Source organism: Streptomyces ficellus, from assembly GCF_009739905.1.
In the GTDB taxonomy this organism is placed as follows: Bacteria; Actinomycetota; Actinomycetes; order Streptomycetales; family Streptomycetaceae; genus Streptomyces; species Streptomyces ficellus_A.
Map to the genome: position 1 here is coordinate 745,999 of NZ_CP034279.1, position 23,901 is coordinate 769,899.

Genomic DNA, 23,901 nt, shown 5'->3' on the forward strand with positions numbered 1-23,901 from the left:
GCGTGTCAACGGATCACCGGTGGTCACCCGGCCACCCGGTCAGCGGACGCGGGCCGTCAGTCCGTAGTCCAGTTCCGCGCCGTCCACCAGCACGGCCTCCACCGTGCGGGTCTCCGGGTCGATGTCGGCCTCCACGCCCTGGCCGGCGTAGCGCGGGTAGCCCGAGGCGCCCGTCTCCCCCGTCGCCTCGACCACGGCCGAGCGGATCGCGGCCGCCGCGAGGTGCGCCGCGTCGCGCCCCTCCACGTGCTCGGGCACCACCAGGATCTCGAAGCGCTGCGGATGTGTGCTCATGCCGGCGACGCTAGAGACGTTCCGCCCGCCACGCACCTCAGCGGGAGGCCGGCGGGTCCCCCGTCGCGGTCAGGTGGACTCCCGCCGGATCGCCCGGGCGGCCATCAGGTCGTGGCCGGGCGCGTGGCCTGCCTGGTGACCGTGGTCGTCGGGTGTGCGGTCCGGGTCGCCGACCAGCCGGTCGACCAGCTCGGCCAGGTGCTGGCCGGTCTCCATGTCGACCTGGACCGTGCTCAGCCGGGGTCGCAGGAGCTTGCCGAGCAGCAGGTCGTCGGCGCCCATGAGGGCGGTGTCGTCCGGGACGGACACCCCCGCGTCCAGCAGGGCGCGCAGCAGCAGCGAGGCGTACTCGTCGTTGTAGGCGAAGACGGCGTCCACCCCGAGGGAGGGCAGGCGGGCGGTGAGGGCCGCCGCCGACTCCTCCGTGTAGGCGAGCGGCAGCGGTACGACCTCCGCGTCCGTGCCGGCCGCCGCACCCCGCACCCCTTCGAGGCGGGGGGCGGAGAACACGTTCAGGCCGGGCTCCTCGGGCATCACCACGCCGAGGCGCCGGTAGCCGCGCTCCAGCAGGTGGGCGCCCGCGCAGGCGCCCACCCGGCGCTGGTCCATGACGACGTTGTGGGCGCCCTCGACGGGCCGCGTCCCCAGGGTGATCACGGCTCTGGCGCCGGAGCGCTTGAGGATGTCGACGCCGAACGGGGTGAGATCGACCGCGCCGAACGACACGACGGCGACCGGCCGCAGTTCGGCCCAGGCGCGGGCCGCCTCGTCACCCCGCAGGCCCATGCTCGCGTACTGCACCACCGTGTAGTCCAGGCGGCGCAGCGCCCACTGGAGTTCGTTGAGGAAGTGGCCGTAGAGCGGGCCGACCGGGACGTGCGCGGTGGGCAGGAGCACGATCCGGGTGCGGCCGGCGCGCAGGCTGCGCGCGGCGGCGTGCGGGACGTAGCCCAGTTCCTCGGCGGCCTCGCGCACCCGGCGGCGGGTGGGTTCGCTGATCCGCACGGCCGAGGTGTTGTTGAGCACGTACGAGACGGTGGCCCGGGAGACACCGGCCAGCCGCGCGACGTCGGCGCTGGTCGGGACCGGGCGGCGGGCCGGGGGTCCGGCGGGCGGCCGGGGAGGTGTCTGGGTCATCGCCCTCGGCATTTTTCCAGACCGGCCCGGGGCGGGGTCCGGCGGCTGCCGGAAGGGGGCGCTCCACCGTTCCCACCCGGCGGTGACACGTGTAACTTGATCGGTTACCCGTCCCCGACCGGAAGGCACCGACGTGCGGCTGCACACCACCACCTGGGGCGAGGGCGACCGGGTCGCCCTGCTCGTCCACGGGATCATGGCCGACCACCGCACCTGGCGGCGCGTCGGACCGGTGCTGGCCGGGCGGGGCTACCGGGTCCTCGCCGTCGACCTGCGGGGCCACGGCGCCAGCGGGCGGGCGGAGACGTACACGGCGCAAGACTTCGCCGACGACCTCGTCGCCACCCTGCCGGCCGGGGCCGACCTGGCGATCGGGCACTCGCTCGGCGGACTGGCGCTGTCGCTCGCCGTCGAACGCCTCGTCCCGCGCCGCGCGGTCTACTCGGACCCGGCCTGGCACCTCCCGGCGGGCGACGACGGATACCGGGGCGAGCTGCTGGCCGGTGCCAAGGCCGCGACCCGCGAGCAGGTGCGGGCGATGAACCCGCGCTGGGAGGCGGCGGACGTCGACATCGAACTGGAGACCCTGAAGGTGTGGGACGAGGCGACGGCGTACGGGCTGGAGCCGGTCGCCGGGACGGACCTGCTGCCGCCCGCGCCGGTCGTGCCGTCCCTGGTGACGCTCGCCGACCCCAGCCCGCTGGTGCCGCCGGAGCTCGCCGCGCTGCTCCGAAAGCGCGGCTTCGAGGTCCGTACGGTCGGGGGCGCCGGGCACACGATCCACCGGGACGACTTCGACGCCTTCATGGCGGCCCTGGAGGGGTGGGTGTGACGGGCCCGGTCGGGCACCGGCCGGGTCAGGTGGACGGGGTGACCGCCGCGAACGCGTCGCGGAACGCGCCCAGGGTCGTCGCCCCGGGCGTGCGGTCCAGCACCGCGAACACGACCTCCTCGAAGTGGCGGGCGAACCGGCCCTCACCGGTCAGCAGCGACCGGAACGCGGCCGCCACCGTCGCGGGATCGTTGCGGAAGACGCCGCAGCCCCAGGCGCCCAGCACGAGGCGGCGGTAGCCGCACACCGCCGCCGTCTCCAGCACCCGCTCCGCGCGCGAGGCGAGCGCGGCCGGGATCCGGCCGGCCTCTCCGGGCGAACGACGGGCGATCACTCCGGCGTTGGGCGCGGGTGACGTGAGAAATCCCACTGTGTACGGGGAGTTGAGGAGGCGGCCCCGGTCGTCGCGGAAGACCGGCACGGCGGGGGAATGGATGACCCGGTCGGTGTAGAACGGGCTGCGGTCGGCGCGGTGGTGGTCGTAGAACTCCGGGACGCGCCGCAGCGTGGCGTACAGCGCGGACGCCCGGCACAGGGCTTCCTCCTGCGCCTGGGCGCCGTTGAGGTAGCCGCCGCCGGGGTTGCGGGCGGAGGAGAAGTTGAGGACGGCGACGGGCCGGCCGGGGGCGGCTTCGGTCAGCCGCCGGGCCGCGTCCAGGCTGGACTCCCCCGTGACCTCGAAGCGGGTGGTCCGGTCGGTGCCGGGGGTCACCGGGACGGGCTGCGGGCCGTACAGGACGGTCCTGGCGAGAGCGGCGGCGACCTGGGGTCCGATGGTGAGCGGACGGCCGTCGGGGGCCTCGTACCGGCCCACCGCGACGATCTCCTCGGTCCGCTTCGCGATCTCTCGCAGACGTGCACTCATACCCGGCATGCTCGATAATCATTCAAGCGCGTGGCAACCGGATTTTCGCCGCCGAAGGCACCCTTGTGCGAACACACACCGGTGGCTTAGGTGGGACGGAACCCCTCGACAGGAGGAGCCCCCATGCCATTGAGCGACGTGCCGGACAGCGGTGGTCCGCTCGCCGAGGACGAGGCCGAGGATCTGCTGCGCTGTATCTGTTTCAAGACCGGCCCACCGCGCACGGTGGGGGTCGAACTGGAGTGGTTCGTGCACGACCTGCACGTGCCGCAACTCCCCGTCGCCACCGACCGGCTCCGCACCGCCTTCGGCGGACTGCGGACCCTGCCGCTGCGATCGGCACTCACCTTCGAACCCGGCGGGCAGCTGGAGCTCAGCTCGCCGCCCGCCGCGTCCCTCATGGAGTGCGTCACCACCGTATCGGCCGATCTGGCGGCCGTACGGACCGCGCTCGCCGCCTCCGGTCTCACCCTCACCGGATCCGGCACCGATCCCTGGCACCCACCGCGCGACCGGCTGCTGTGCGAGCCCCGGTACGACGCGATGGAGACCTTCCTCGACCGTACGGGCCCGGCGGGGCGCGCCATGATGCGTGACTCCGCCTCCGTCCAGGTCTGCCTCGACGCGGGGCACGAGGAGCCCGGGCCGCTGGGCTTCGAGCGGCGCTGGCGCCTGGCCCACCTGCTGGGCCCGGTGCTGGTCGCCGCGTTCGCCAACTCCCCCGTCCTGCACGGCAAGCCGTCCGGTCTGCGGTCCACCCGGCAGGGCCTGTGGGCCGACCTCGACCCGGTGCGCAGCCTGGCTCCGGACATCCGCCTGGAGCCGCGCGCCGCCTACGCCGCGCACGCGCTGGACGCGCCCGTGATGTGCGTCCGGGGCGGAGACGGGGCGTGGCTGGTGCCCGAGGGGCTGACCCTGCGGCAGTGGCTGCGGTCCGGGGAGCCGAGGTCCGCCACCCGTGCGGACCTCGACTACCACCTGACCACGCTATTCCCGCCGGTCAGGCCGCGCGGTCACCTGGAACTGCGCATGATCGACGCCCAGCCGGGCGAGGACGGCTGGATCGTGCCGCTCGCCGTCACGGCCGCGCTGTTCGACGACCCGGAGGCGGCCGAGGCCGCGTACCGGGTGGTGGAGCCACTCGCGCCGGCGGCGCCGGGCGGTGCCCCGCACGACGCCCCGCCGCGTGACGCGCTGTGGCGGAGTGCCGCGCGCGACGGTCTGACCGCGCCCCCCTTGCGCGACGCGGCCGACGCCTGCTTCGCCCTCGCGCTGGACGCGCTGCCCCGCCGGGGCGCCACCGCCGCCGTGGTGGACGCGGTCGCCGCGTTCCGCGAGCGTCACGTCGCGCCGGGCAGGTGTCCCGCCGACGACCCGTACACCCCCGCGACCGTGCCGGAGACCGGGACACCCGGGAAGGACGTCCGTACATGACCGACCCCGAACGGCTCAGGCGGCGGGCGCTGGACGCGCTGACCACCGCCCGGGCCCGGACCACCCTGCTCACGAGCTGTGTCGGCGAGGGTGAACTGACCGCCCAGCACTCGCCGTTGATGTCCCCGCTCGTGTGGGACCTGGCGCACATCTCCAACCAGGAGGAGCAGTGGCTGCTGCGCGCGGTCGCCGGGCGTGAGGCGCTGCGCCCGGAGATCGACTCGATCTACGACGCGTTCGAGCACCCCAGGGCCACCCGGCCCACGCTGCCGCTGCTGGCCCCGGCCGAGGCGCGGGTCTACGCCTCCGACGTGCGCGGCCGGGTCCTCGACGTGCTGGAGCGCACCGCGCTGGAGGGCGGCCCGCCGCTGGTCGACGCGGCGTTCGCGTTCGGCATGGTCGCCCAGCACGAGCAGCAGCACGACGAAACGATGCTGATTACCCATCAGCTGCGGCGCGGGCCGGCCGCGCTGGACGCCCCGGAGCCGCCGCCGGGTCCCGGTACGGACGGTCTGCCCGCCGAGGTGCGGGTACCGGGCGGGCCGTTCACCATGGGCACCTCGGCCGAGCCGTGGGCGCTGGACAACGAACGGCCCGCGCACGCGCGCGTGGTGCCGGAGTTCTTCATCGACACGGTGCCGGTCACCAATGGCGCGTACATGGCGTTCATCGCGGAGGGCGGCTACCGCGACGAGCGCTGGTGGGCGCCGGAGGGCTGGGCGCAGATCCGGGAGCACGGCATCGGCGCGCCGCTGTTCTGGCGCCGGGAGGGCGGCCAGTGGCTGCGGCGCCGGTTCGGGGTGGTCGAGGCGGTGCCGGAGGACGAGCCGGTGCTGCACGTCAGCTGGTACGAGGCCGACGCGTACGCCCGCTGGGCGGGGCGCCGGCTGCCGACCGAGGAGGAGTGGGAGAAGGCGGCCCGGCACGATCCGGTCTCGGGCCGTTCGCTGCGCTACCCGTGGGGCGACGAGGACCCGACGCCGGCGCACGCCAACCTGGGTCAGCGCCACCTGCGGCCCGCACCGGCCGGAAGCTATCCGGCGGGGCGGTCGCCGCTCGGGGTCCGGCAGTTGATCGGGGACGTGTGGGAGTGGACGTCCAGCGACTTCCTCCCCTACCCCGGCTTCGTCGCGTTCCCGTACCGGGAGTACTCGGAGGTGTTCTTCGGGCCGGGGCACAAGGTGCTGCGCGGCGGTTCGTTCGCGGTCGACGCGGTGGCGTGCCGGGGTACGTTCCGCAACTGGGACCTGCCGGTGCGGCGCCAGATCTTCTCCGGTTTCCGCACCGCGCGGGACGGGGCGCGGGACGGGGGTGGCGCCTGATGTGTCGTCATATCGCTTACCTGGGACCGCCGTCGCCGCTGGGTGAGCTGCTGGTGCGGCCCGCGCACGGCCTGTACCGGCAGTCCTGGGAGCCCCGGCGGCAGCGGTACGGGACGGTGAACGCGGACGGGTTCGGCGTCGGCTGGTACGCGGACGGTGACCCCGTCCCGGCCCGCTACCGGCGCGCCGGGCCGATCTGGGCCGACCTGTCGTTCGCCGACCTGGCCAGGGTGGTGCGCACCGGGGCCCTGCTGGCGGCCGTCCGGGACGCCACCCTGTCGGGCGCCGACGCGGAGGCCGCCGCCGCCCCGTACGCCGCCGGGCCGTGGCTGTTCAGCCACAACGGTGCCGTGAAGGGCTGGCCCGGTTCGCTGGGCCGGCTCGCCTCGCTGCTCCCGGCGAACGAACTGCTGTCGCTCGAAGCCCGCAACGACTCGGCCCTGGTCTGGGCGCTGGTCCTGCACCGGCTGCGGGACGGCGACGAGCCGGGCCAGGCGCTGGCCGACACCGTCCTGGACGTCGCCGCGGCGGCGCCCGGCTCCCGGCTGAACCTGCTGCTGACCGACGGCGAGACGGTCTGCGCGACCGCCTGGGGCGACACCCTGTGGTACCTGGCCGAGCCGGGCCGGAGCCGTACGGTCGTGGCCTCGGAGCCGTACGACGACGATCCGGGCTGGCGCGAGGTGCCGGACCGCACCGTCCTCGCCGCCACCCGCACCGATGTCCTTCTCACCCCGCTCAAGGAGCCCCCCGCGTGAGCCCGTTCCTGCTGACCCGCACCCTGCCCGAGGACGCCACCGGTGCCGACCTGCGCACCGACGTCCTGCACGGCCTGACCCGCACGCCCAAGGACCTGCCGCCCAAGTGGTTCTACGACGCGCGGGGCAGCGAGTTGTTCGAGGAGATCACCCGGCTGCCCGAGTACTACCCGACGCGGGCGGAGCGGGAGATCCTGATCGCCCGCGCCGGCGAGATCGCGCGCATCACCGGGGCCCGCACCCTGGTGGAGCTGGGTTCGGGCTCGTCGGAGAAGACCCGCCACCTGATCGACGCGCTATTGCCGGGCCTGGAGAGCTACGTGCCGGTCGACGTGAGCGAGAGCGCGCTGCGCGGGGCGGCCGAGGCGCTGACCGCCGAGCACCCGGACCTCCAGGTGCACGCGCTGATCGCCGACTTCACCCGGGGCCTCGCCCTGCCGGGCACGCCCGGGCCCCGGCTGGTCGCCTTCCTCGGCGGCACGATCGGCAATCTGCTCCCGGAGCAGCGGCGGCTGTTCCTGCGTTCGGTGCGGGCACTGCTGACGCCGGGCGACGCGCTGCTGATGGGCACCGACCTGGTGAAGGACGAGGAGACGCTGGTCGCGGCGTACGACGACGCGGCGGGGGTGACGGCCGCGTTCAACAAGAACGTGCTGTCGGTGCTCGCCCGCGAGCTGGGCGCGGACGCCGACCCGGCCGACTTCGACCACGTCGCCGTGTGGGACCGGGAGAAGGAGTGGATCGAGATGCGGTTGCGGGCGCGTGAGGCGCTGACCGTGAAGATCCCGGAGCTGGACCTGGCGGTCACCTTCGAGGCCGGTGAGGAGATGCGTACGGAGGTGTCGGCGAAGTTCCGTCAGGAGGGCGTGCGCGCCGAGCTCGCGGCCGCCGGGATGGAGCTGGCGCACTGGTGGACCGACGAGGAGGGGCGGTTCGCGCTGTCGCTGGCGACGGCCGTCTGACCGGTGGGGTGCACGGCCCGCTGCGCCGCGCGAGCCAGGGTGCGGCGGTCGGGGTGGTGGCCGGCGGGGATCGGGGCGAGGATCCGGATCTCCGCGGTGAGCCCGCCGGCCGCCGCGATCCGCCACAGGGAGGCGGCGAGCGGGTCGTCCCCGACGAACGCCGCCGGCCCGGTCGGGTGATAGGTGAGGCGTACGGGCTGGACGGCGGCGCCCGCGTCCAGCGCGGCCTGGAACGCGGCGGGCCGGAACCGTCCGTGGGCGCGGCCGCACCAGGTGGAGCCCTCGGGGAAGACCACCACGCGGGAGCCGCCCCGGAGGGCGTCCGCGAGTTCCCGGACCGTTCCGGGCAGGGCGCGCGGCCGGTCGCGTGCGACGAAGAGGGTGCCGCCGCGGGCGGCGAGCGGCCCGAGCAGCGGCCAGCGCCGCACCTCGCTCTTGGCGAGCATCCGGCCGGGCAGGACGGCGGCGACGAGCGGTATGTCGAGCCACGATATGTGGTTGGCGACGACGAGGCGGGGCGTGTCGTCCGGCCGGCCGGCCACCCGGAGGCGTACCCCGAACGCGCGGAGCACGGCCCGGCACCAGAGCCGGGTGGCCCGCTCGCGGGCGGTGCGGCCGAGGGGCGCGGCGAGCGGCGCGAGGAGCACCCCGGCGAGGACCACCAGGACGCCGGCCGTGAGCCGCGCGGCGGCGATCCCCGGACGTGCGACGGCACTCTGGTGCGGTGCGCGGGCGCAGGTACGGGGCGTGCACGGTGCGCCGGGCAGCCAGACGCTCACCGGAGGGGCGCCAGGGAGAGGAAGTGGCGCAGGTAGCGGGGGTCGGTGCGGCGCAGCGACAGCAGGACGTACAGGTCGGCGACGCCGAAGTCGACGTCGTGGGCAGGGGCCCCGCAGACCTGGGCGCCGAGCCGCAGGTAGCCGCGCAGCAGGGGCGGCAGGGGGGTGCGGCCGGCGGGCCGGGCGACGCCGTCGGCGGACCACAGCCGGTGCGGGGTGACCCAGTGCTCCTCCGGGGCCAGGTGCTTGTCCCTGACCGTGTCCCAGGTGGCGGCGGCGAGGGCGCCGCCGTCGGCAAGCGGGAGCGAGCAGCAGCCGGCCAGCCAGGTGTGCCCGGTGCGCACCATGTACCGGGCGATGCCCGCCCAGATCAGGGAGATCACGGCTCCGTTGCGGTGGGCGGGGTGGACGCAGGAGCGGCCCACCTCCACCAGGTCGTGCCGGAGCGGGGCGAGCCGGGTGAGGTCGAACTCGCCCTCGGAGTAGAGCCGTCCGGCGACGCGGGCGCGGTCGGGCGGCAGCAGCCGGTAGGTGCCGACGACCTCGCCGGTGACCTCCTCGCGTACGAGCAGGTGGTCGCAGTAGGCGTCGAACTCGTCGCCGTCGAGGCCCGGTTCGGGCCCCTCGATGCGCGCCCCGAGTTCACCGGCGAACACCTGGTGGCGCAGTCGCTGGGCGGCGCGCACCTCCTCCTGGTCGCGGGCGAGGGAGACGACGTAGTGGGGCGGGGCCGGGGCGGGCGCTGCCGTGGGGCCGGCGAGCGCGGCGGGGGAAGCGGGCATGGAGGTCTCCTGTGCCGGAGGAACGGACGGGGCCGGACCGCGGCTGCGCCGGTCCGGCTCCCTACTTCTTCCGTGGCCGGCTGGATTCGACATGACCGCGCGGCGATGCCCGGATGTGCGGCGGCTGAATGCCCGGTACGGCCCCGGGGCGCACCCGGCCGGGCGGGCCCGCGGGGGGGTCAGCGGTTGTCGCTCAGGAGGGCGGTGATGCGGGCGGAGGCGGCGCGGGCCGCGCGTTCGGGGGACTCGCCCTCCAGGACCGCGGTCATGTACGGCTTGATCGGGTTGGCCGCCTCGACGGCCGCCCACCGCGGCGAGTTGGGAGTCGCCCGGCCGCGCTCGGCGCCCACGGCCATGGCGGCGGTGGCCTCCTGGCCCTGGACGACGGGGGCGAGGGACGCCTTGTTGGGGACGTAGTTCATGGTGCGGGCCAGGTCGGTCTGCCACTTCCCGCCGGCCAGCGCCGCGACGACCTGGGTGGCGGCGTGCCGTTCGCCCGAGTTGAGCGGGATGATCAGGTCGGAGCCGCCGGTGAAGACCGCGCACGGCTGGTCGGCGGTCTTGCCGGGGATCGGGAAGAAGCCGAGTTTCCCCTTGAGGGCGGGGTTGCGTTCCTCGATGGCGGCGGCCGCGCTGGGCGGCGCGATGATCTGGGCGACGTCGCCCCCGGCGAAGACCTGGGCCTGTGGCGGGTTCTCCTCGTCGGCGTCCTTGGGGCCGTCGCCCAGCGCCTGGAGCTCCTGGTAGACGGCCATGCCGCGCAGGGCGGCGGGACTGTGCAGGGCGCCGGTCCACGTGCCGTTCTTCTCGGTGGCCAGCTCGCCGCCCTCGTCCCACACGAACCCGGCGAGGGTGTACCAGTCCTGGCCGGCGAGGTAGATGCCCTGGGTGCCGCCGGGGCCGTCGTCGAGCTTCTCGGTGTCCTCCAGCCACTGTTCGCGGGTCTTGGGGGGCGAGTCGATGCCGGCCCGGGCGAAGAGGTCCTTGTGATAGATGACGACACGGTTGGCGGCGTACCAGGGGATGCCGTACTGGGAACCCCGGACCTTGCCGGGCTCGGCGAGGCCGGGCAGCCAGTCCTCGTAGCCGAGGTCCCGCACCGATTCGAGGGTCAGGTCGTGCAGCAGCTCGGTCTCGGCGTACTGGGCGACCTGGGTGTTGCCGACCTCGATGACGTCGGGGGCGTCGTCGCTCGCCAGCGCGGCGGTGACCTTCTTCCCGATGCCGGTCCACTCCTGGAGGGTGACCTCCAGCTCGACGCCGGGGTGCTCCTTCTCGTACGAGGTGGTGAACCGCTCCAGGAAGTCGTCGGACACGCTGCCCTTCATCAGCCAGACCGTCACCGTGCGGGTGCCGGGCGCGTCGTCGCCGGGCAGGACGCCGCACCCGGCGAGGCCGGGCAGGGCTGTGGCCAGGAGCGCGCAGGCGCCGGCCAGGGTGCGCTTCTTCACGGAGGTCACGTAGGTCACCTTTTGCTGAGCAGGGAGAGTGGACCCGACGTGGGGGGATGCGAAGCCGGTTCGCCGCGGGCGTGATGGCTGGATTTTGGTATGGACCAAGTGGCGGGTCAAGGGGTGGCCGGTGGTGACGGACGGTGACCGGGCCCCCGGGGGGCCATGCCGTGCGGACCCCGGCCCGGTGGTGCACCGTGGAAGGACGTACCACCGGGCGATGACGGCCGGGCGAACGAGGAGACCTCCATGTCGCACCACACCTACCGCGTCACCGAGATCGTCGGCACCTCGCACGAGGGCGTGGACGACGCGATGCGCAACGGCATCGCGCGTGCTTCCGAGACGTTGCGGAACCTGGACTGGTTCGAGGTGACGCAGGTCAGAGGGCACATCGAGGACGGGCGGATCGCCCACTACCAGGTCGGGATGAAGGTCGGTTTCCGCCTGGAGGACGACCACGGGACCTCTGACTGATCAGGGCCGGGCACGAGGCCGCCGGCTGATCAGGTCCGGCCCTCCTGCTCCTGGGCCTGGACGAGGGTCTCCGACTCCTCCGCCCAGCGGGCCCGTACGACCCGGAAACCCGCCCGTTCGGCGGCGTCGCAGACCAGTTCGTCGTCGTCGACGAGCATCCGGACCTCGCGGTTCGCGGAGAGCCGCCGCAGGATCTCCAGCTTGGTGACCCTGGCCGGCCGGCGGTCCTGGTTGCGGCGCATGTGGACCGGCCCTTCGGGCAGACCGTGGGCGGCGAGCCAGGCGACCGTGTCCGCGCGGCACCGCTCGGGGCGTCCGGTGAGGTACACGATGTCGCAGTCGGCGGCGGCCTCCCGGCACAGCCGTACGCCCGTGGCGAGCGGCGGGTCGTGGGGCGCGGCGGTGAAGAAGGCGTCCCAGTCGCGGGGCCGGCGATCCAGGTGGTGCTGCCGGTGCCGGGTGTCGGACAGGGTGTTGTCCAGGTCGAAGACGGCCAGGGGCCTGCTGCTGCGTGTCACGGCCCCAGCGTAGGGAATCATCCGCGGGCACCGGTGTTGAACCTGGGCGTGAGCTCTTTGATCGCTGCGACGCGCCTGTCGGTTCTGGACCGGTCCCGCACCCGTGAGGGGGAGGACGGCGGTCAGGCCCTGCGGGCGACCGTGGACCTGGCCCGGGAGGTGGAGCGGCTCGGGTACCACCGCTTCTGGGTCTCGGAGCACCACGGCGTGCCGGGCGTCGCGGGCTCGGCGCCGACGGTACTGGCGGCCGCCGTGGCGGCCGCGACGCGCACGATCCGGGTGGGCACGGGCGGGGTGATGCTGCCGAACCATCAGCCGTTGGTGGTGGCGGAGCAGTTCGGGGTGCTGGAGTCGCTGTTCCCGGGGCGGATCGACATGGGTCTGGGCCGGTCGGTGGGGTTCACGGACGGGATCCGGCGGGCGCTGGGCCGTGGCAAGAAGGACGCGGACGACTTCGCCGGGCGGCTGGAGGAGCTGCTGGGCTGGTTCACGGGTACGCAGACGGCGCATCCGCGGGTGCACGCCCGGCCGGCCGAGGGGCTGCGGGTCGCTCCGTACGTGCTGGCCACCGGTGAGGGGGCGGCCGTCGCCGCCGCGGCGGGGCTGCCGCTGGTGATCGGCGACCTGAAGGGGCGGCCCAAGGTGGTGGCCTCGATCGAGCGCTACCGGTCGGCGTTCCGCCCCTCCGTCTGGTCGGCGGAGCCGTACGTCGTCGTGGCGGGCACCGTCGCGGTCGCCGCGACCGAGGAGGAGGCGCGGCGGCTGCTGATACCGGAGGCGTGGGCGATGGCATACGCGCGCACCGAGGGCGTGTTCCCGCCGCTCGCGCCGCCGGAGCGGATCGAGGGCCTGCCGATGACCGCCCGGCAGCGGGAGTTCTACGCGTCGGGTCTGGCGGGCCACGTCCACGGCACGGAGGAGCAGGTGCGGGACGCCCTGGAGGAGGCGCTGAAGGAGACGGCGGCGGACGAGATCCTGGTGACGACCAGTACGCACGACCGTGCGGCGCTGCTGGACTCGTACACCAGGCTAGCCCGGCTCGCGGGTCTGACCAGCGTAAACACCTAGACTGGCGGTCATGCCGGCTCCTCATGACCCTGATCGTTTCGTCCGTGTCCGCGGCGCGCGGGAGCACAATCTGCGCGCGGTCGACGTGGACGTCCCGCGGGACGCGCTGGTGGTGTTCACGGGGGTCTCCGGTTCGGGCAAGTCGTCGCTGGCGTTCGGGACGATCTACGCGGAGGCGCAGCGGCGCTATTTCGAGTCGGTCGCGCCGTACGCGCGGCGGCTGATCCAGCAGGTGGGGGCGCCGAAGGTCGGGGAGATCACCGGGCTGCCGCCGGCGGTGTCGCTGGAGCAGCGCCGGTCGTCGCCGGGGTCGCGGTCCTCGGTGGGTACGGTGACGACGCTGTCGAACTCGCTGCGGATGCTGTTCTCGCGGGCGGGCGACTATCCGGCCGGGGCGGAGCGGCTGGACTCGGACGCGTTCTCCCCGAACACGGCCGCCGGGGCGTGTCCCGAGTGTCATGGGCTGGGCCGGGTGCACGGCACCAGCGAGGAGCTGCTGGTGCCGGATCCGGGTCTGTCGATCCGGGAGTGCGCGATCGCGGCGTGGCCGGGTGCCTGGCAGGGGAAGAACCTGCGGGACGTGCTGGACGCCCTCGGGTACGACGTGGACCGGCCGTGGCGGGAGCTGGCGCGCGAGGACCGGGAGTGGATCCTGTTCACGGACGAGCAGCCGGTGGTCACGGTGCACCCGGTGCGGGAGGCGGGCCGGATCCAGCGTCCATACCAGGGCACGTACACGAGCGCGCGGCGCCATGTGCTGCACACCTTCGCCGACTCGAAGAGCCAGGCGCTGCGGGCGAGGGCGGAGCGCTTCCTGACGAGCGCGCCCTGCCCGGTGTGCGGCGGGAGCCGGCTGCGGGCGGAGGCGCTGGCGGTGACGTTCGGCGGGCGGACGATCGCGGAACTGGCGGCGCTGCCGGTGGCCGCGCTGGCCGAGGTGCTCGCCGGGGCGGCGCGGGCGCTGGCCGGGGTGGCGGAGGGCGAGACCGCGCGGGTGCTGACGGCCGATCTGGCGGCCCGGATCGCCACGGTCACCGAGCTGGGTCTCGGCTATCTCAGTCTGGACCGGGCGACGCCGACCCTGTCCGCCGGTGAGCTCCAGCGGCTGCGGCTGGCCACGCAGCTGCGGTCGGGGCTGTTCGGCGTGGTGTACGTGCTGGACGAGCCGTCCGCGGGGCTGCACCCGGCCGACACGGAGGCGCTGCTGGTGGTGCTGGACCGGCTGAAGGCGGCCGGGAACTCGGTGTTCGTGGTGGAGCACCACCTGGGCGTGATGCGGCACGCGGACTGGCTGGTCGACGTGGGGCCGCGGGCGGGCGAGCACGGGGGCCGGGTGCTGCACAGCGGTCCGCCCGGGGGGCTGCGGGAGGTGCGGGAGTCGGCGACGCGCCGGTTCCTGTTCGACGGGGCCGCGGCGCCGGTGCGGGTGGTGCGCGAGCCGTCCGGGTGGCTGGAGGTCGGTCCGGTCACGCGGCACAACCTGCGGGCCCTGAAGGCGCGGTTGCCGCTGGGTGCCCTCACGGCGGTGACGGGGGTGTCCGGTTCGGGCAAGTCGACGCTGGTGGCCGAGCTGTCGGAAGAACTGCCCGGCGTCGGGCGGCTGGTGACGGTGGACCAGCGGCCGATCGGCCGGACGCCGCGGTCGAACCTGGCGACGTACACGGGTCTGTTCGACGTGGTGCGCAAGCTGTTCACGGGGACGGAGGAGGCACGGGCGCGGGGGTACCGGGCGGGGCGGTTCTCGTTCAACGTGGCGGGCGGACGGTGTGAGACGTGCCAGGGCGAGGGGTTCGTCTCGGTGGAGCTGCTGTTCCTGCCCAGTACGTACACCCCGTGTCCCGACTGCGGCGGGGCCCGCTACCAGCCGGAGACGCTCGAGGTGCGGTACCGGGGGCGGAACATCGCCGAGGTGCTGGACCTGACGGTGGAGGCGGCCGCGGAGTTCTTCGCCGGCTCCCCCACCGCGGTGCGCAGTCTGCGGGCGCTGCTGGACGTGGGGCTCGGCTATCTGCGGCTCGGGCAGCCGGCGACGGAGCTGTCGGGCGGTGAGGCGCAGCGCATCAAGCTGGCCGCCGAGCTCCAGCGGGTGCGCCGCGGGCACACGCTGTACGTGCTGGACGAGCCGACGACCGGTCTGCACCCGGCCGATGTGGAGGTGCTGATGCGCCAGTTGCACGGCCTGGTGGACGCCGGGCATTCGGTGGTGGTCGTGGAGCACGACATGGACGTGGTGGCCGGCGCGGACTGGGTCGTGGACCTGGGGCCGGGGGGCGGCGACGCGGGCGGCCGGGTCGTCGCCACCGGGACGCCGGCCGAGGTGGCGGGTGCGGCGGGCAGCCGCACCGCGCCGTACCTCGCGGCGGTGCTGGGGCGCTAGGGTCTGTCCGGAAAGTATCGGCGTCCGCCCGGAGGGCGGGGCCGGGGGCGTCTGGGGCGTGCGATCGCAGAGTGCTTCTTGACGCTTGGTGGCGGCTCGGGGGTACAACGCCTGCTCAATCGCCACCGGCTGCGTCGTTCCTGCGCCGCAGCCAGTGCCACCACCGGCTCTGTGGCTGATGGGTGGACATGGCAAGCGCTGTCTCCAGCGCGTTGCGGGTGCTCAGGGTGTGCGTGTGCTCGTCGCCCAGGATGCGGACGCGGTCATCGAGGGTTCGGCGCAGCAGCTGTATCGCCTCGGCCTGCTCACCCGCACTGGTCAAAGCGAGAGCGAGGTTGTGGCGACTGGCAAGGGTGTCCGGGTGCTCGGGGCCCAGGATACGGGTGCGGTCCTCCAGGGTCTGCCGGTGCATGCGCGCTGCTTGCGCGTGGTCGCCCATCCCGTCCAGGGCGAGACCGAGGCTGTCCCGGCCGGCCAGCGTATGCGGATGCGCGTCGCCCAGAATGCGGGCGTGGTCGTTGAGCACCTGCCGCAGCAGCTGTATCGCCTCCGTCCGCTCACCCGCCCTGGTCAGGGCGCCGGCGAGGTTATGGCGGCTGAGCAGGGTGAGGTGGTGCTCGGGGCCCAGGACACGGGTGCGGTCCTCCAGGGTGCGCCGGTGCATGCGCACTGCTTGCGCGTGCTCGCCCATCCCGTCCAGGGCGAGTCCGAGGCTGTCCCGGCTGGCCAGCGTATGCGGATGCTCGGGGCCCAGGACGCGGGTACGGTCGTTGAGGGTCTGCCGCAGCAGACCCACCGCCTCGGCATGCTCACCCGTCCCGTCCAATGCGCATGCGAGGTCATTGCGGCTGGTCAGGGTATCGGGGTGCACGGGGCCCAGTACGCGGGCGCGGTCCTCCAGGGTCTGCCGCAGCAGGCGTAGTGCCTCGGCCGGCTCTCCCAGTCCGAACAAGGCATTGCCCAGGTTGTTGCGGCTGGTCAAGGTGTCGGGGTGCTCGGGGCCCAGCATGCGGGTCGCGACGTCGAGGACCCGTTCATCCAGCAGGCGCGCCGCACCGAAAGCGCCGGCCTTCTGCAGCACCTGCGCCAGGGCGTCGAGAGCGGTGCGGTGGTGTGTGGCCGTGCGCGGGTCCCCGTACTCGAGCAGCAGAGGCAGGTGGGGGGCGAGGAGCACGGCTGCGGGCCAACCAGCGCGCCCGCGCCGGCTGGCCTCGTGCACGGCCGTGGTCAGCCGCTCGGCAAGGGCCCGGTGCCACACGGCGAGCTCGGAGGTCTCGGCCGTGAGGGCGACAGCGTTGATCTCCCGTATCAAGGGATGCAGCACCACCTGCGCCCCCTCACTGCTGCCCGACGCCGGGCCGGTGCTGCCGGGAGAGTGGGGCAGGCCGAGGAGACCGTAGCGGTGCAGGCCGGCGAACGCGCCTTCCAGGGCCATCGCGGTGACGTCGTGACCGGTGACGACGGACAGCAGGTCCGGGGTGATCAGGGACAGTGGGACGGGGGCCTGAGCCAGCAGGGCCAGCAGTCGCAACAAGGGGCGGGCCAGAGCGTTGCCCTCCCCGGCGAGCTGGTCCAAGGACACTTCCCAGGTATGCCGCACCACGGCGCGGGCGACCTGCGGATGGGAGGCATTCGGGTGCGCCGCTCCCAATAAGAACCGCAGTTCCTGATCCAGGGCCTGTCGGTAGGCGGCGAAGGTGCGGTAGCGGCTGGTGGGTCCGGCCAGATAGGTGCCAGCCGCGTGCAACGCCAGTGGCAGCCCGCCCAGTCGTGCCGCCAGCTCCCGGGCCTGCTCGGCGGTGCCGGCCGCGGGAGCAGTGTCCAGTAGGACTTGCCCCGCGGGTCGCACCGGCAGCGGCTCCAGCGGCAGCAGCCGTGCGCACGGACCCCAGGTCTGCTCGCTGCCATCCCGGCTGGTCACCACCAGCAGGCCCCGGCCGTGCGGACGGATCCAGCCGCGGTAGTCGGCCACCGGCTCCCCTGCCGGGCCGATCTCGTACGGCTCGTCGGCATTGTCCACCACCAGCAGCCACCGTCGCACCCGGCCCAACTGTCGCCAGACCACGTCCGGCAGGCTCGCCTGCCCCGCTCGCGCGGCCTCCAGCTCTGCCTCTGGCAGGCCGCAGGCCAGCGCCGCCTGCACCATCTGCTGCGCCAGCTCGGCGCCGTCCCGCCAGCGCACCCAGAACACTCGCCAGCCCATCGCCTCGGCCTGGGCGGCCAGTTGAGCGGCCACCGTTGTCTTGCCCATCCCGCCGACCGCGCACAGCACCGCGAACCGGCCCTGTGGCCGCCGGAGCATGCCTGCCAGCACGGCGAGTTCTCCCTCACGCCCCCGCACGCGCTGAACGTGCGGGGGACGTAACGAAGCCTGCCGGCCTCGGGCCAGTCGGCTCACCGGTGCCACCCGCGCCGGGGGTCTTGCCGCGGCATCCAGATGCCGGCCCCACAGCAACAGCCCGATGCTGACCGCCACCAGCACGGCGAACACCGGCCAGATCACCCACGCCTGTGCCGCCCAGCCCGGCACCGCGGCACTGGCGTAGTTGGTCACCGGCCCGAGCGCAGCCGCCGCCAGTGCGGCCCCTCCCGCCACCGCCGACCCGGCCCACGCACCCCGTCCACGCCCCATGGTCCGTGCCACCCCCGTCCACCGTCACCAGAATGCTCCCGCCTGGATGACGTCCATGGAAGGTTACGGGTGGACACGACGCGGGCGGCGGTGTTGCCAGCCGGCGCGGTCAGTCCTTGCCGGTCCTCGCCGGACAGCTTCCTCGCCCAGGCCGGTTCGGCGAGGACCTGCTGCCGGATCAGGCTGGATCAGTGAGCGCCCGCCACGGAGCGGCTGATGTCACCGTGGTGCAGCAAGATCCGAAAGATGGGCTCTGGGTGCCCGGGTGGCGCTTACGCGGCCGTGTCGTACGTGTAGTGGCGGGTGTGGTCGAGCATGTCGGCCGGGGTGACGTCGTTCCACGGGCGCATGGTGTCGTTGAGGTCGACCACGTTCGGGGTGCCGCCGGCCGGGAGGTAGGGGGAGCCGGGGTGGCGGGCCTGCCAGTCGGCCCAGAGTTTGTCGATGAAGGCGTGGTGCAGCCAGAACACCGGGTCGTTGGGGGACGCGCCGGTGCCCATCTGGCCGCCGACCCAGACGTGGACGCGGTTGTGGAGGTTGGCGCCGCGCCAGCCCTCGAGGTGGTTGCGGAAGCCGTCGGACGCGCTGTTCCAGGGCGGCATGTCGTACGTCTCCATGGCGAGGACGGCGTCGACCTCGGCGCGGGTGGGCAGTTGGCGGCCTCCGGCGCCGAGGGCGCGGCGCAGGAAGTCGCGGCCGTCGACGCGTACGGAGACGGTGAAGCGGTTGCCGCTGCGGGCGAAGGGGCCGTCCATGACCTGTCCGTCCCGGGCGCGGCCGGTGCCGCCGAGGAAGTCGGGGGCCCACAGGGAGGCGCGGGGCGTGCGGTCGGTGGTCCAGTCCCAGTAGGGCAGGGCGACCTCGGGGTCGACGGCCTGGAGGGCCTGCTCGAACTGGAGGAGGAAGCGGCGGTGCCAGGGCAGGAAGGACGGTGAGCGGTGGCCGACCCGGTCGCCGTTGTCGGTGTCGCTCATGATGAAGGCGTTGTGCGTGGTGACGAACTCGTCGTACCGGCCGGTGCGCTTGAGCTCCAGCACCGCGTCGGTGAAGCGGCGCTTCTCGGTGGCGGTCAGCTGGGCCTGGTTCTTGCGTACGGTCATGGTGGTGCGGCTCCGGATCGTGGTCAGGCGAGGGGCGGGGCGAGCGGGACGAGGGTGGCGCCCTGGAGTTCCCGGACGGCGGCGCGTGCCACGGCCCGGGGCGTGGCGAGCGGTTCGTAGTGGTTGATCACGCTGATCCAGGTGCCGTCGGCGTTCCGCATGAGGTGCAGTTCCTCGCCGTCGATCCGTACGGCGTAGCCGTCGCCGTGTGCCCCGTGCCCGTGGTGGCCGCCGGTGTGCGAGGGCGCTCCCTGTATGCGGCGGCCCTGGTAGACCTCGTCGAACGTGTCCGGTCCGGTGCTCCGGTGGGCCGGTGCGGCGACGGCCCGGTCGGACGTGGTGAGGGCGCGTCCGGCGGCGAGGCCGGCGGCGGCCGACGCGGCGACGCCGAGGGCGCGGCGGCGTGTGAGTGTGGTCATGGTTCCCCCCTGTGCGGTGGTCGGTTTCCGCCGGGGGGTGGTCAGGCCCCCCGGCGCGGCCCCATTGCTATCCGGGGGTTTCCGGAGTCAGGAATTCCGCAGGGGTGAGCCGGTCGCTATTGAGGCAACTTCAGCCACTTTGTCCATAGTTGAACATAAGTGATCTTTCCTGCCGATGGGCGCGCGACAGCCCCGGACCGGAAGTCTTGCAGAAGATGTAGCAACTTCGTGAAGATTCTTCGGTACCGGGGCGGTCGGCGTGGCACAACTCACGCCGGAAGACTGTCCGGAATCAGGTGCGGCGCGGCGCCTTGCGGTTCGCCCGCAGCCACTCCTTGTTCATGGCCGCGATCGACGGCAGCGGGATGCCCTTGGGGCAGGCGGTGGCGCACTCGCCGGTCAGCGTGCATCCGCCGAAGCCCTCCTCGTCCATGACCCGCACCATGTCCAGGACGCGGGTCTCCCGCTCCGGAGCACCCTGCGGGAGCACGTTGAGGTGGTTCACCTTCGCCGAGGTGAACAGCATCGCCGAACCGTTGGGGCAGGCCGCCACGCAGGCGCCGCAGCCGATGCACTCGGCGTGCTCGAAGGCGAAGTCCGCGTCCGCCTTGGGCACCGGCGTGGCGTGCGCCTCCGGCGCGGAGCCGGTGGGGGCGCTGACGTAGCCGCCGGCCTGGATGATCCGGTCGAAGGCCGAGCGGTCCACGACCAGGTCCTTGACGACCGGGAAGGCGGCGGCGCGCCACGGTTCGATGTCGATGGTGTCGCCGTCCTCGAACGCCCGCATGTGCAGTTGACAGCTGGTGGTGCGCTCGGGCCCGTGGGCGTCGCCGTTGATGACGAGCGAGCAGGCGCCGCAGATGCCCTCGCGGCAGTCGTGGTCGAAGGCGACCGGGTCCTCGCCGCGGAGGATGAGCTCCTCGTTGAGGGTGTCGAGCATCTCCAGGAAGGACATGTCCCGGGAGATGCCGTCCACCTCGTAGGTGGCCATCGCGCCGGGGGCGTCGGGGTTCTTCTGGCGCCAGACGCGCAGGGTGAGCCTCATGCGTAGCTCCGCTGGGTGGGGTGGACGTACTCGAAGACGAGGTCTTCCTTGTGCAGCACCGGAGCCTCGCCCGTGCCGCGGAACTCCCAGGCGGCGACGTACGAGAACTCCTCGTCGGCGCGGAGCGCCTCGCCGTCCGGCGTCTGGGACTCCTCGCGGAAGTGACCGCCGCACGACTCCGACCGGTTCAGCGCGTCGAGGCACATCAGCTCGGCGAGTTCCAGGTAGTCGACGACGCGGTTGGCCTTCTCCAGCGACTGGTTGAACTCCTCGCCGGTGCCCGGCACCTTGATCCGCCGCCAGAACTCCTCACGGATTCGCGGGATCCGGTCGAGGGCCTTGCGCAGCCCCGCCTCACCGCGGGCCATGCCGCAGAACTCCCACATCAGTTCGCCGAGTTCGCGGTGGAAGGAGTCCGGCGTGCGGTCGCCGTCGACGGCGAGCAGCAGGCTCAGCCGGTCCTCGGTCTCCGCGAGGACCTCCGCCACGACGGGGTGCGTGGCGTCGACCGCGTCCGTGTGCGGATGGCGGGCGAGGTAGTCGTTGATGGTGGACGGCAGGACGAAGTACCCGTCTGCCAGGCCCTGCATCAGCGCGGACGCGCCCAGCCGGTTGGCGCCGTGGTCGGAGAAGTTGGCCTCGCCGATCGCGAACAGCCCGGGCACGGTGGTCTGGAGGTCGTAGTCCACCCACAGGCCGCCCATCGTGTAGTGCACGGCCGGGTAGATCCTCATCGGCACCTCGTACGGATCCTCGTCGGTGATCCGCTGATACATGTCGAAGAGGTTGCCGTACTTGGCCTCGACGGCCCCCCGCCCCATGCGCCGGATGGCGTCGGCGAAGTCCAGGTACACGCCCTGGCCCCCGGGCCCGACGCCGCGCCCCTCGTCGCAGACGTTCTTGGCGGCGCGGGAGGCGATGTCACGCGGGACGAGGTTGCCGAAGGAGGGGTAGATCCGCTCCAGGTAGTAGTCGCGGTCCTCCTCGGGGATCTCGTTCGGCGGGCGGGTGTCGCCCTCCGCCTTCGGCACCCAGATGCGGCCGTCGTTGCGCAGCGACTCGCTCATCAGGGTGAGCTTGGACTGGTGGTCACCGGTGCGCGGGATGCAGGTGGGGTGGATCTGGGTGAAGCAGGGGTTGGCGAAGTACGCGCCGCGCCGGTGCGCCCGCCACACGGCGGTGGCGTTGGAGTTCATGGCGTTCGTCGACAGGTAGAAGACGTTGCCGTAGCCGCCGGAGGCGAGCACGACGGCGTCCGCGAAGTAGGTGTCGATCCGGCCGGTGACCAGGTCGCGGGCGACGATGCCGCGCGCCCGCCCGTCGATCACGATCAGGTCCAGCATCTCGGTACGGGCGTGCATCTCGACGTTGCCCGCCGCGATCTGCCGGGACAGCGCCTGGTAGGCGCCCAGCAGCAGCTGCTGCCCGGTCTGGCCGCGGGCGTAGAAGGTGCGGGAGACCTGGACGCCGCCGAAGGAGCGGGTGTCGAGGAGGCCCCCGTACTCGCGGGCGAAGGGGACGCCCTGCGCCACGCACTGGTCGATGATCTCCACGGAGATCTGCGCGAGGCGGTGGACGTTGGACTCGCGGGCCCGGAAGTCGCCGCCCTTGACGGTGTCGTAGAAGAGGCGGTGGACGGAGTCGCCGTCGTTGCGGTAGTTCTTGGCCGCGTTGATGCCGCCCTGGGCGGCGATGGAGTGGGCACGGCGCGGCGAGTCCTGGTAGCAGAACTGCACGACGTGGTAGCCCTGTTCGGCCAGCGTCGCGCCGGCGGAACCGCCCGCGAGGCCGGTGCCGACGACGATGACGGTGTGCTTGCGCCGGTTGGCCGGGTTGACCAGCTTCGCCTCGAAGCGGCGCGTGTCCCAGCGGTCGGCGATCGGCCCGCCGGGCGCCTTGGTGTCGGCGAGCGGTGCGCCGGTCTCGTGGTCCAGGTAGCTCATGTCAGCTCACCACTCCGGTCATGACGGCGACGGGTACGGAGACGAAGCCCGCGGTCAGCGCGAGCGCGAGGAGGTTGGCGATCCCCTTCAGCACGCGGTCGCGGGCGGCGTTGCCCACGCCGAGGGTCTGCGCGGCGGACCAGAAGCCGTGCCGGATGTGCAGCCCCACGGCGAGCATCGCGACGATGTAGATGACGTTGCCGTACCAGGTGGAGAAGGTCGCGACGACGTTCTCGTACGGGTGGCCGGCCTGCGCGTTCGGGTTCACGGTCAGCGTCGTCAGGTCCAGGATGTGCCAGACGATGAACAGCGCCACGATCACGCCGCCCCAGCGCATGGTGCGGGTGGCGTAGCTCGCGCGCCGCCGCTTGTGGACGTAGGCGGTGGGGCGGGCCCTGATGTCGCGCCTGCTGAGCTGGTACGCGCTGACACCGTGCGCGATCACGGCCGAGAGCAGCACGACACGGGCGATCCACAGGCCCCACTCGTAGTGCAGGACGGGCTCGCCCATGGTGCGCAGCCAGTGGCCGTACGCATTGAACTCGCCGGGGCCGAAGAAGACCTTCAGGTTGCCCATCACGTGCGCGACGAGGTAGGCGATCATGATCAGGCCGCTGACGGCCATGACCGTCTTCTTGCCGACCGTCGAGCGCCAGAACGTGCGCGGGAGGGACGGTTTCCGATCCGTCCGCGTTGCCAGAGCCATGGCTCCGACGCTAAGGGCCGCTTCTGCCAGAGGTCCAAGACATGGTCCGGCTGATCGCCATAGGCGTTGCCTATGCAGGGGTCTAGAGTGGTGTCATGCAGTTCCAGCAGCTCCAGTACTTCGTGGCGGTGGCCGAGACCCGCCACTTCACCCGGGCCGCCGAGCGCGTGCACGTCTCCCAGCCCTCGCTGTCGCAGCAGATCAGGGCCCTGGAGAAGGAGCTGGGCGCCGAACTCTTCAGCCGGGCGCGCGGCAACATCGCGCTCACGGACGCCGGGGAGGCCCTGCTGCCGCTGGCCCGCCGCATCCTGGCGGACACCGACACCGCCCGCCACGAGGTGCAGGAACTCGCCCAGCTGCGGCGGGGCCGGGTACGGCTGGGGGCGACCCCCAGCCTGTGCACCGGGCTGCTCCCCGACGTGCTGCGCGCCTTCCACGACCTGCACCCGGGTATCCAGCTCCTGATCGAGGAGAGCGGCTCCCACGACCTCGTCCGCGAGCTGGCCCGCGGAGCGCTGGACCTGGCACTGGTGGTGCTGCCCCTCCCCACGCCGTCACCCGCGCTGACGACGGTCGAGCTGCTCCACGAGGACCTCGTGGTGGTCTCCTCCGCGGCGGCGCCGGCCCCCTCCCCCCGCCGGGCGGTGCGGATCGCGGACCTGGAGGGCCGGCCGATGGTGATGTTCCGGCACGGCTACGACCTGCGGGAGCTGACGGTGGCGGCGTGCCGCGCGGAGGGCTTCGAGCCGTCGTTCACCGTGGAGGGCGGCGAGATGGACGCGGTACTCGGCTTCGTCCGGGCGGGTCTCGGCGTGGCGGTGGTACCCGCGATGGTCGCCGCCCGCGCGGGCCGCGACCTCCGGGTCACCGCCCTCGCCCGCCCGGGACTGCGCCGCACGATCGGCCTGGCCCACCGCAGCGACGTCGCACCACCCCGCGCCGCCCGCGAACTCCAGCGCCTCCTCCTGGCCCGCCGGCCGGAGCAGGACTAGGTCGCGTC

The 23,901-nt window shown here is 73.3% G+C and carries 22 protein-coding genes; 9 read left to right on the plus strand and 13 right to left on the minus strand.

Translation table 11 applies throughout. From position 1 onward, the window contains the following. Positions 1 to 39: 39 nt before the first annotated feature. Positions 40 to 294, minus strand: a complete 255-nt coding sequence (locus EIZ62_RS03210; RefSeq protein WP_156691197.1) for a hypothetical protein — start codon at positions 292 to 294, stop codon at positions 40 to 42. Positions 295 to 363: 69 nt separating this feature from the next. Then, on the minus strand, positions 364 to 1,431 hold the full coding sequence (locus EIZ62_RS03215) for a LacI family DNA-binding transcriptional regulator (RefSeq protein WP_156691198.1): 1,068 nt from the start codon (positions 1,429 to 1,431) through the stop codon (positions 364 to 366). A 133-nt stretch (positions 1,432 to 1,564) separates the two neighbouring features. Between EIZ62_RS03215 and EIZ62_RS03220 the strand changes: the two genes are divergently transcribed. Next, a complete protein-coding gene (locus EIZ62_RS03220) occupies positions 1,565 to 2,263 on the plus strand; it encodes an alpha/beta fold hydrolase (RefSeq protein WP_156691199.1) in 699 nt (232 codons plus the stop codon). Positions 2,264 to 2,288: 25 nt separating this feature from the next. Here the strand turns inward: EIZ62_RS03220 and EIZ62_RS03225 are convergent, their stop codons facing one another. Continuing rightward, positions 2,289 to 3,128: a TIGR02452 family protein gene (locus EIZ62_RS03225; RefSeq protein WP_156691200.1), complete on the minus strand. Its 840-nt coding sequence runs from the start codon at positions 3,126 to 3,128 to the stop codon at positions 2,289 to 2,291. A gap of 123 nt (positions 3,129 to 3,251) precedes the next feature. Between EIZ62_RS03225 and egtA the strand changes: the two genes are divergently transcribed. The 4 genes from egtA to egtD are packed head-to-tail and all read left to right on the plus strand — an operon-like array spanning position 3,252 to position 7,604. Next, positions 3,252 to 4,562: an ergothioneine biosynthesis glutamate--cysteine ligase EgtA gene (egtA, locus tag EIZ62_RS03230; RefSeq protein ID WP_156691201.1), complete on the plus strand. Its 1,311-nt coding sequence runs from the start codon at positions 3,252 to 3,254 to the stop codon at positions 4,560 to 4,562. After that, entirely contained in the window at positions 4,559 to 5,884 is a 1,326-nt protein-coding gene (gene egtB, locus EIZ62_RS03235) for an ergothioneine biosynthesis protein EgtB (RefSeq protein WP_156691202.1), read from the plus strand. Before egtA ends, egtB begins: the two co-directional genes overlap by 4 nt. After that, positions 5,884 to 6,642, plus strand: coding sequence for an ergothioneine biosynthesis protein EgtC (gene egtC / locus EIZ62_RS03240; RefSeq protein WP_156691203.1), 759 nt, complete (start codon positions 5,884 to 5,886; stop codon positions 6,640 to 6,642). Before egtB ends, egtC begins: the two co-directional genes overlap by 1 nt. After that, positions 6,639 to 7,604 (plus strand): L-histidine N(alpha)-methyltransferase, encoded by a 966-nt coding sequence (egtD, locus tag EIZ62_RS03245; RefSeq protein ID WP_156691204.1) that lies wholly within the window; start codon positions 6,639 to 6,641, stop codon positions 7,602 to 7,604. The genes egtC and egtD overlap by 4 nt, the downstream gene beginning before the upstream one ends. On the opposite strand, the gene EIZ62_RS03250 is transcribed toward egtD, so the two are convergent. The 3 genes from EIZ62_RS03250 to EIZ62_RS03260 all read right to left on the minus strand — a co-directional run bounded on the left by EIZ62_RS03250 (position 7,499) and on the right by EIZ62_RS03260 (position 10,616). Continuing rightward, positions 7,499 to 8,383, minus strand: a complete 885-nt coding sequence (locus tag EIZ62_RS03250) for a lysophospholipid acyltransferase family protein (RefSeq protein ID WP_156691205.1) — start codon at positions 8,381 to 8,383, stop codon at positions 7,499 to 7,501. The genes egtD and EIZ62_RS03250 overlap by 106 nt on opposite strands. Continuing rightward, positions 8,380 to 9,165: a GNAT family N-acetyltransferase gene (locus tag EIZ62_RS03255; RefSeq protein WP_156691206.1), complete on the minus strand. Its 786-nt coding sequence runs from the start codon at positions 9,163 to 9,165 to the stop codon at positions 8,380 to 8,382. Before EIZ62_RS03255 ends, EIZ62_RS03250 begins: the two co-directional genes overlap by 4 nt. 179 nt (positions 9,166 to 9,344) lie before the next feature. Further along, entirely contained in the window at positions 9,345 to 10,616 is a 1,272-nt protein-coding gene (locus tag EIZ62_RS03260; RefSeq protein WP_156696173.1) for an extracellular solute-binding protein, read from the minus strand. Positions 10,617 to 10,865: 249 nt separating this feature from the next. On the opposite strand from EIZ62_RS03260, the gene EIZ62_RS03265 reads away from it, so the two are divergent. After that, complete coding sequence (locus tag EIZ62_RS03265) at positions 10,866 to 11,093, plus strand: dodecin (RefSeq protein ID WP_156691207.1); 228 nt, start codon at positions 10,866 to 10,868, stop codon at positions 11,091 to 11,093. A 29-nt stretch (positions 11,094 to 11,122) separates the two neighbouring features. Here the strand turns inward: EIZ62_RS03265 and EIZ62_RS03270 are convergent, their stop codons facing one another. Further along, entirely contained in the window at positions 11,123 to 11,611 is a 489-nt protein-coding gene (locus tag EIZ62_RS03270; RefSeq protein WP_156691208.1) for a phosphatase domain-containing protein, read from the minus strand. A 48-nt stretch (positions 11,612 to 11,659) separates the two neighbouring features. Here EIZ62_RS03270 and EIZ62_RS03275 point away from each other — a divergent pair, with 48 nt between their 5' ends. Both EIZ62_RS03275 and EIZ62_RS03280 read left to right on the plus strand, forming a co-directional pair. Continuing rightward, the gene (locus EIZ62_RS03275; RefSeq protein ID WP_208827746.1) at positions 11,660 to 12,679 is read left to right on the plus strand and encodes an MsnO8 family LLM class oxidoreductase; all 1,020 of its coding nucleotides are present in this window, start codon (positions 11,660 to 11,662) and stop codon (positions 12,677 to 12,679) included. 10 nt (positions 12,680 to 12,689) lie between these two features. Beyond that, positions 12,690 to 15,056, plus strand: a complete 2,367-nt coding sequence (locus EIZ62_RS03280) for an ATP-binding cassette domain-containing protein (protein ID WP_156691209.1) — start codon at positions 12,690 to 12,692, stop codon at positions 15,054 to 15,056. A 115-nt stretch (positions 15,057 to 15,171) separates the two neighbouring features. Here the strand turns inward: EIZ62_RS03280 and EIZ62_RS03285 are convergent, their stop codons facing one another. The 6 genes from EIZ62_RS03285 to EIZ62_RS03310 form a co-directional block, all read right to left on the minus strand. Continuing rightward, entirely contained in the window at positions 15,172 to 17,610 is a 2,439-nt protein-coding gene (locus tag EIZ62_RS03285; RefSeq protein WP_156691210.1) for a tetratricopeptide repeat protein, read from the minus strand. A gap of 350 nt (positions 17,611 to 17,960) precedes the next feature. Continuing rightward, complete coding sequence (gene melC2, locus EIZ62_RS03290) at positions 17,961 to 18,788, minus strand: tyrosinase MelC2 (RefSeq protein WP_156691211.1); 828 nt, start codon at positions 18,786 to 18,788, stop codon at positions 17,961 to 17,963. A 23-nt stretch (positions 18,789 to 18,811) separates the two neighbouring features. Then, positions 18,812 to 19,207, minus strand: a complete 396-nt coding sequence (gene melC1 / locus EIZ62_RS03295) for an apotyrosinase chaperone MelC1 (RefSeq protein ID WP_156691212.1) — start codon at positions 19,205 to 19,207, stop codon at positions 18,812 to 18,814. A gap of 292 nt (positions 19,208 to 19,499) precedes the next feature. After that, positions 19,500 to 20,252 carry a succinate dehydrogenase/fumarate reductase iron-sulfur subunit gene (locus EIZ62_RS03300; protein ID WP_156691213.1) on the minus strand — a complete coding sequence of 251 codons (753 nt, stop codon included), beginning with the start codon at positions 20,250 to 20,252 and terminating at the stop codon, positions 19,500 to 19,502. After that, positions 20,249 to 22,195 (minus strand): fumarate reductase/succinate dehydrogenase flavoprotein subunit, encoded by a 1,947-nt coding sequence (locus tag EIZ62_RS03305; protein WP_156691214.1) that lies wholly within the window; start codon positions 22,193 to 22,195, stop codon positions 20,249 to 20,251. The genes EIZ62_RS03300 and EIZ62_RS03305 overlap by 4 nt, the downstream gene beginning before the upstream one ends. Before the next feature lies 1 nt (position 22,196). Beyond that, positions 22,197 to 22,901, minus strand: coding sequence for a succinate dehydrogenase cytochrome b subunit (locus EIZ62_RS03310; protein ID WP_156691215.1), 705 nt, complete (start codon positions 22,899 to 22,901; stop codon positions 22,197 to 22,199). A 95-nt stretch (positions 22,902 to 22,996) separates the two neighbouring features. Between EIZ62_RS03310 and EIZ62_RS03315 the strand changes: the two genes are divergently transcribed. Beyond that, the gene (locus EIZ62_RS03315) at positions 22,997 to 23,893 is read left to right on the plus strand and encodes a LysR family transcriptional regulator (protein ID WP_156691216.1); all 897 of its coding nucleotides are present in this window, start codon (positions 22,997 to 22,999) and stop codon (positions 23,891 to 23,893) included. Positions 23,894 to 23,901: the final 8 nt, after the last annotated feature.

Bases quoted from the DNA above. Each gene is read 5' to 3' on its own strand.
- EIZ62_RS03255 (WP_156691206.1), bottom strand. From the start codon at position 9,165: ATGCCCGCTTCCCCCGCCGCGCTCGCCGGCCCCACGGCAGCGCCCGCC.
- EIZ62_RS03265 (WP_156691207.1), top strand. From the start codon at position 10,866: ATGTCGCACCACACCTACCGCGTCACCGAGATCGTCGGCACCTCGCAC.
- egtB (WP_156691202.1), top strand. From the start codon at position 4,559: ATGACCGACCCCGAACGGCTCAGGCGGCGGGCGCTGGACGCGCTGACC.
- EIZ62_RS03305 (WP_156691214.1), bottom strand. From the start codon at position 22,195: ATGAGCTACCTGGACCACGAGACCGGCGCACCGCTCGCCGACACCAAG.
- EIZ62_RS03210 (WP_156691197.1), bottom strand. From the start codon at position 294: ATGAGCACACATCCGCAGCGCTTCGAGATCCTGGTGGTGCCCGAGCAC.
- EIZ62_RS03215 (WP_156691198.1), bottom strand. From the start codon at position 1,431: ATGACCCAGACACCTCCCCGGCCGCCCGCCGGACCCCCGGCCCGCCGC.
- EIZ62_RS03310 (WP_156691215.1), bottom strand. From the start codon at position 22,901: ATGGCTCTGGCAACGCGGACGGATCGGAAACCGTCCCTCCCGCGCACG.
- melC2 (WP_156691211.1), bottom strand. From the start codon at position 18,788: ATGACCGTACGCAAGAACCAGGCCCAGCTGACCGCCACCGAGAAGCGC.
- egtA (WP_156691201.1), top strand. From the start codon at position 3,252: ATGCCATTGAGCGACGTGCCGGACAGCGGTGGTCCGCTCGCCGAGGAC.
- egtC (WP_156691203.1), top strand. From the start codon at position 5,884: ATGTGTCGTCATATCGCTTACCTGGGACCGCCGTCGCCGCTGGGTGAG.
- EIZ62_RS03315 (WP_156691216.1), top strand. From the start codon at position 22,997: ATGCAGTTCCAGCAGCTCCAGTACTTCGTGGCGGTGGCCGAGACCCGC.
- EIZ62_RS03280 (WP_156691209.1), top strand. From the start codon at position 12,690: ATGCCGGCTCCTCATGACCCTGATCGTTTCGTCCGTGTCCGCGGCGCG.
- EIZ62_RS03225 (WP_156691200.1), bottom strand. From the start codon at position 3,128: ATGAGTGCACGTCTGCGAGAGATCGCGAAGCGGACCGAGGAGATCGTC.
- EIZ62_RS03300 (WP_156691213.1), bottom strand. From the start codon at position 20,252: ATGAGGCTCACCCTGCGCGTCTGGCGCCAGAAGAACCCCGACGCCCCC.
- melC1 (WP_156691212.1), bottom strand. From the start codon at position 19,207: ATGACCACACTCACACGCCGCCGCGCCCTCGGCGTCGCCGCGTCGGCC.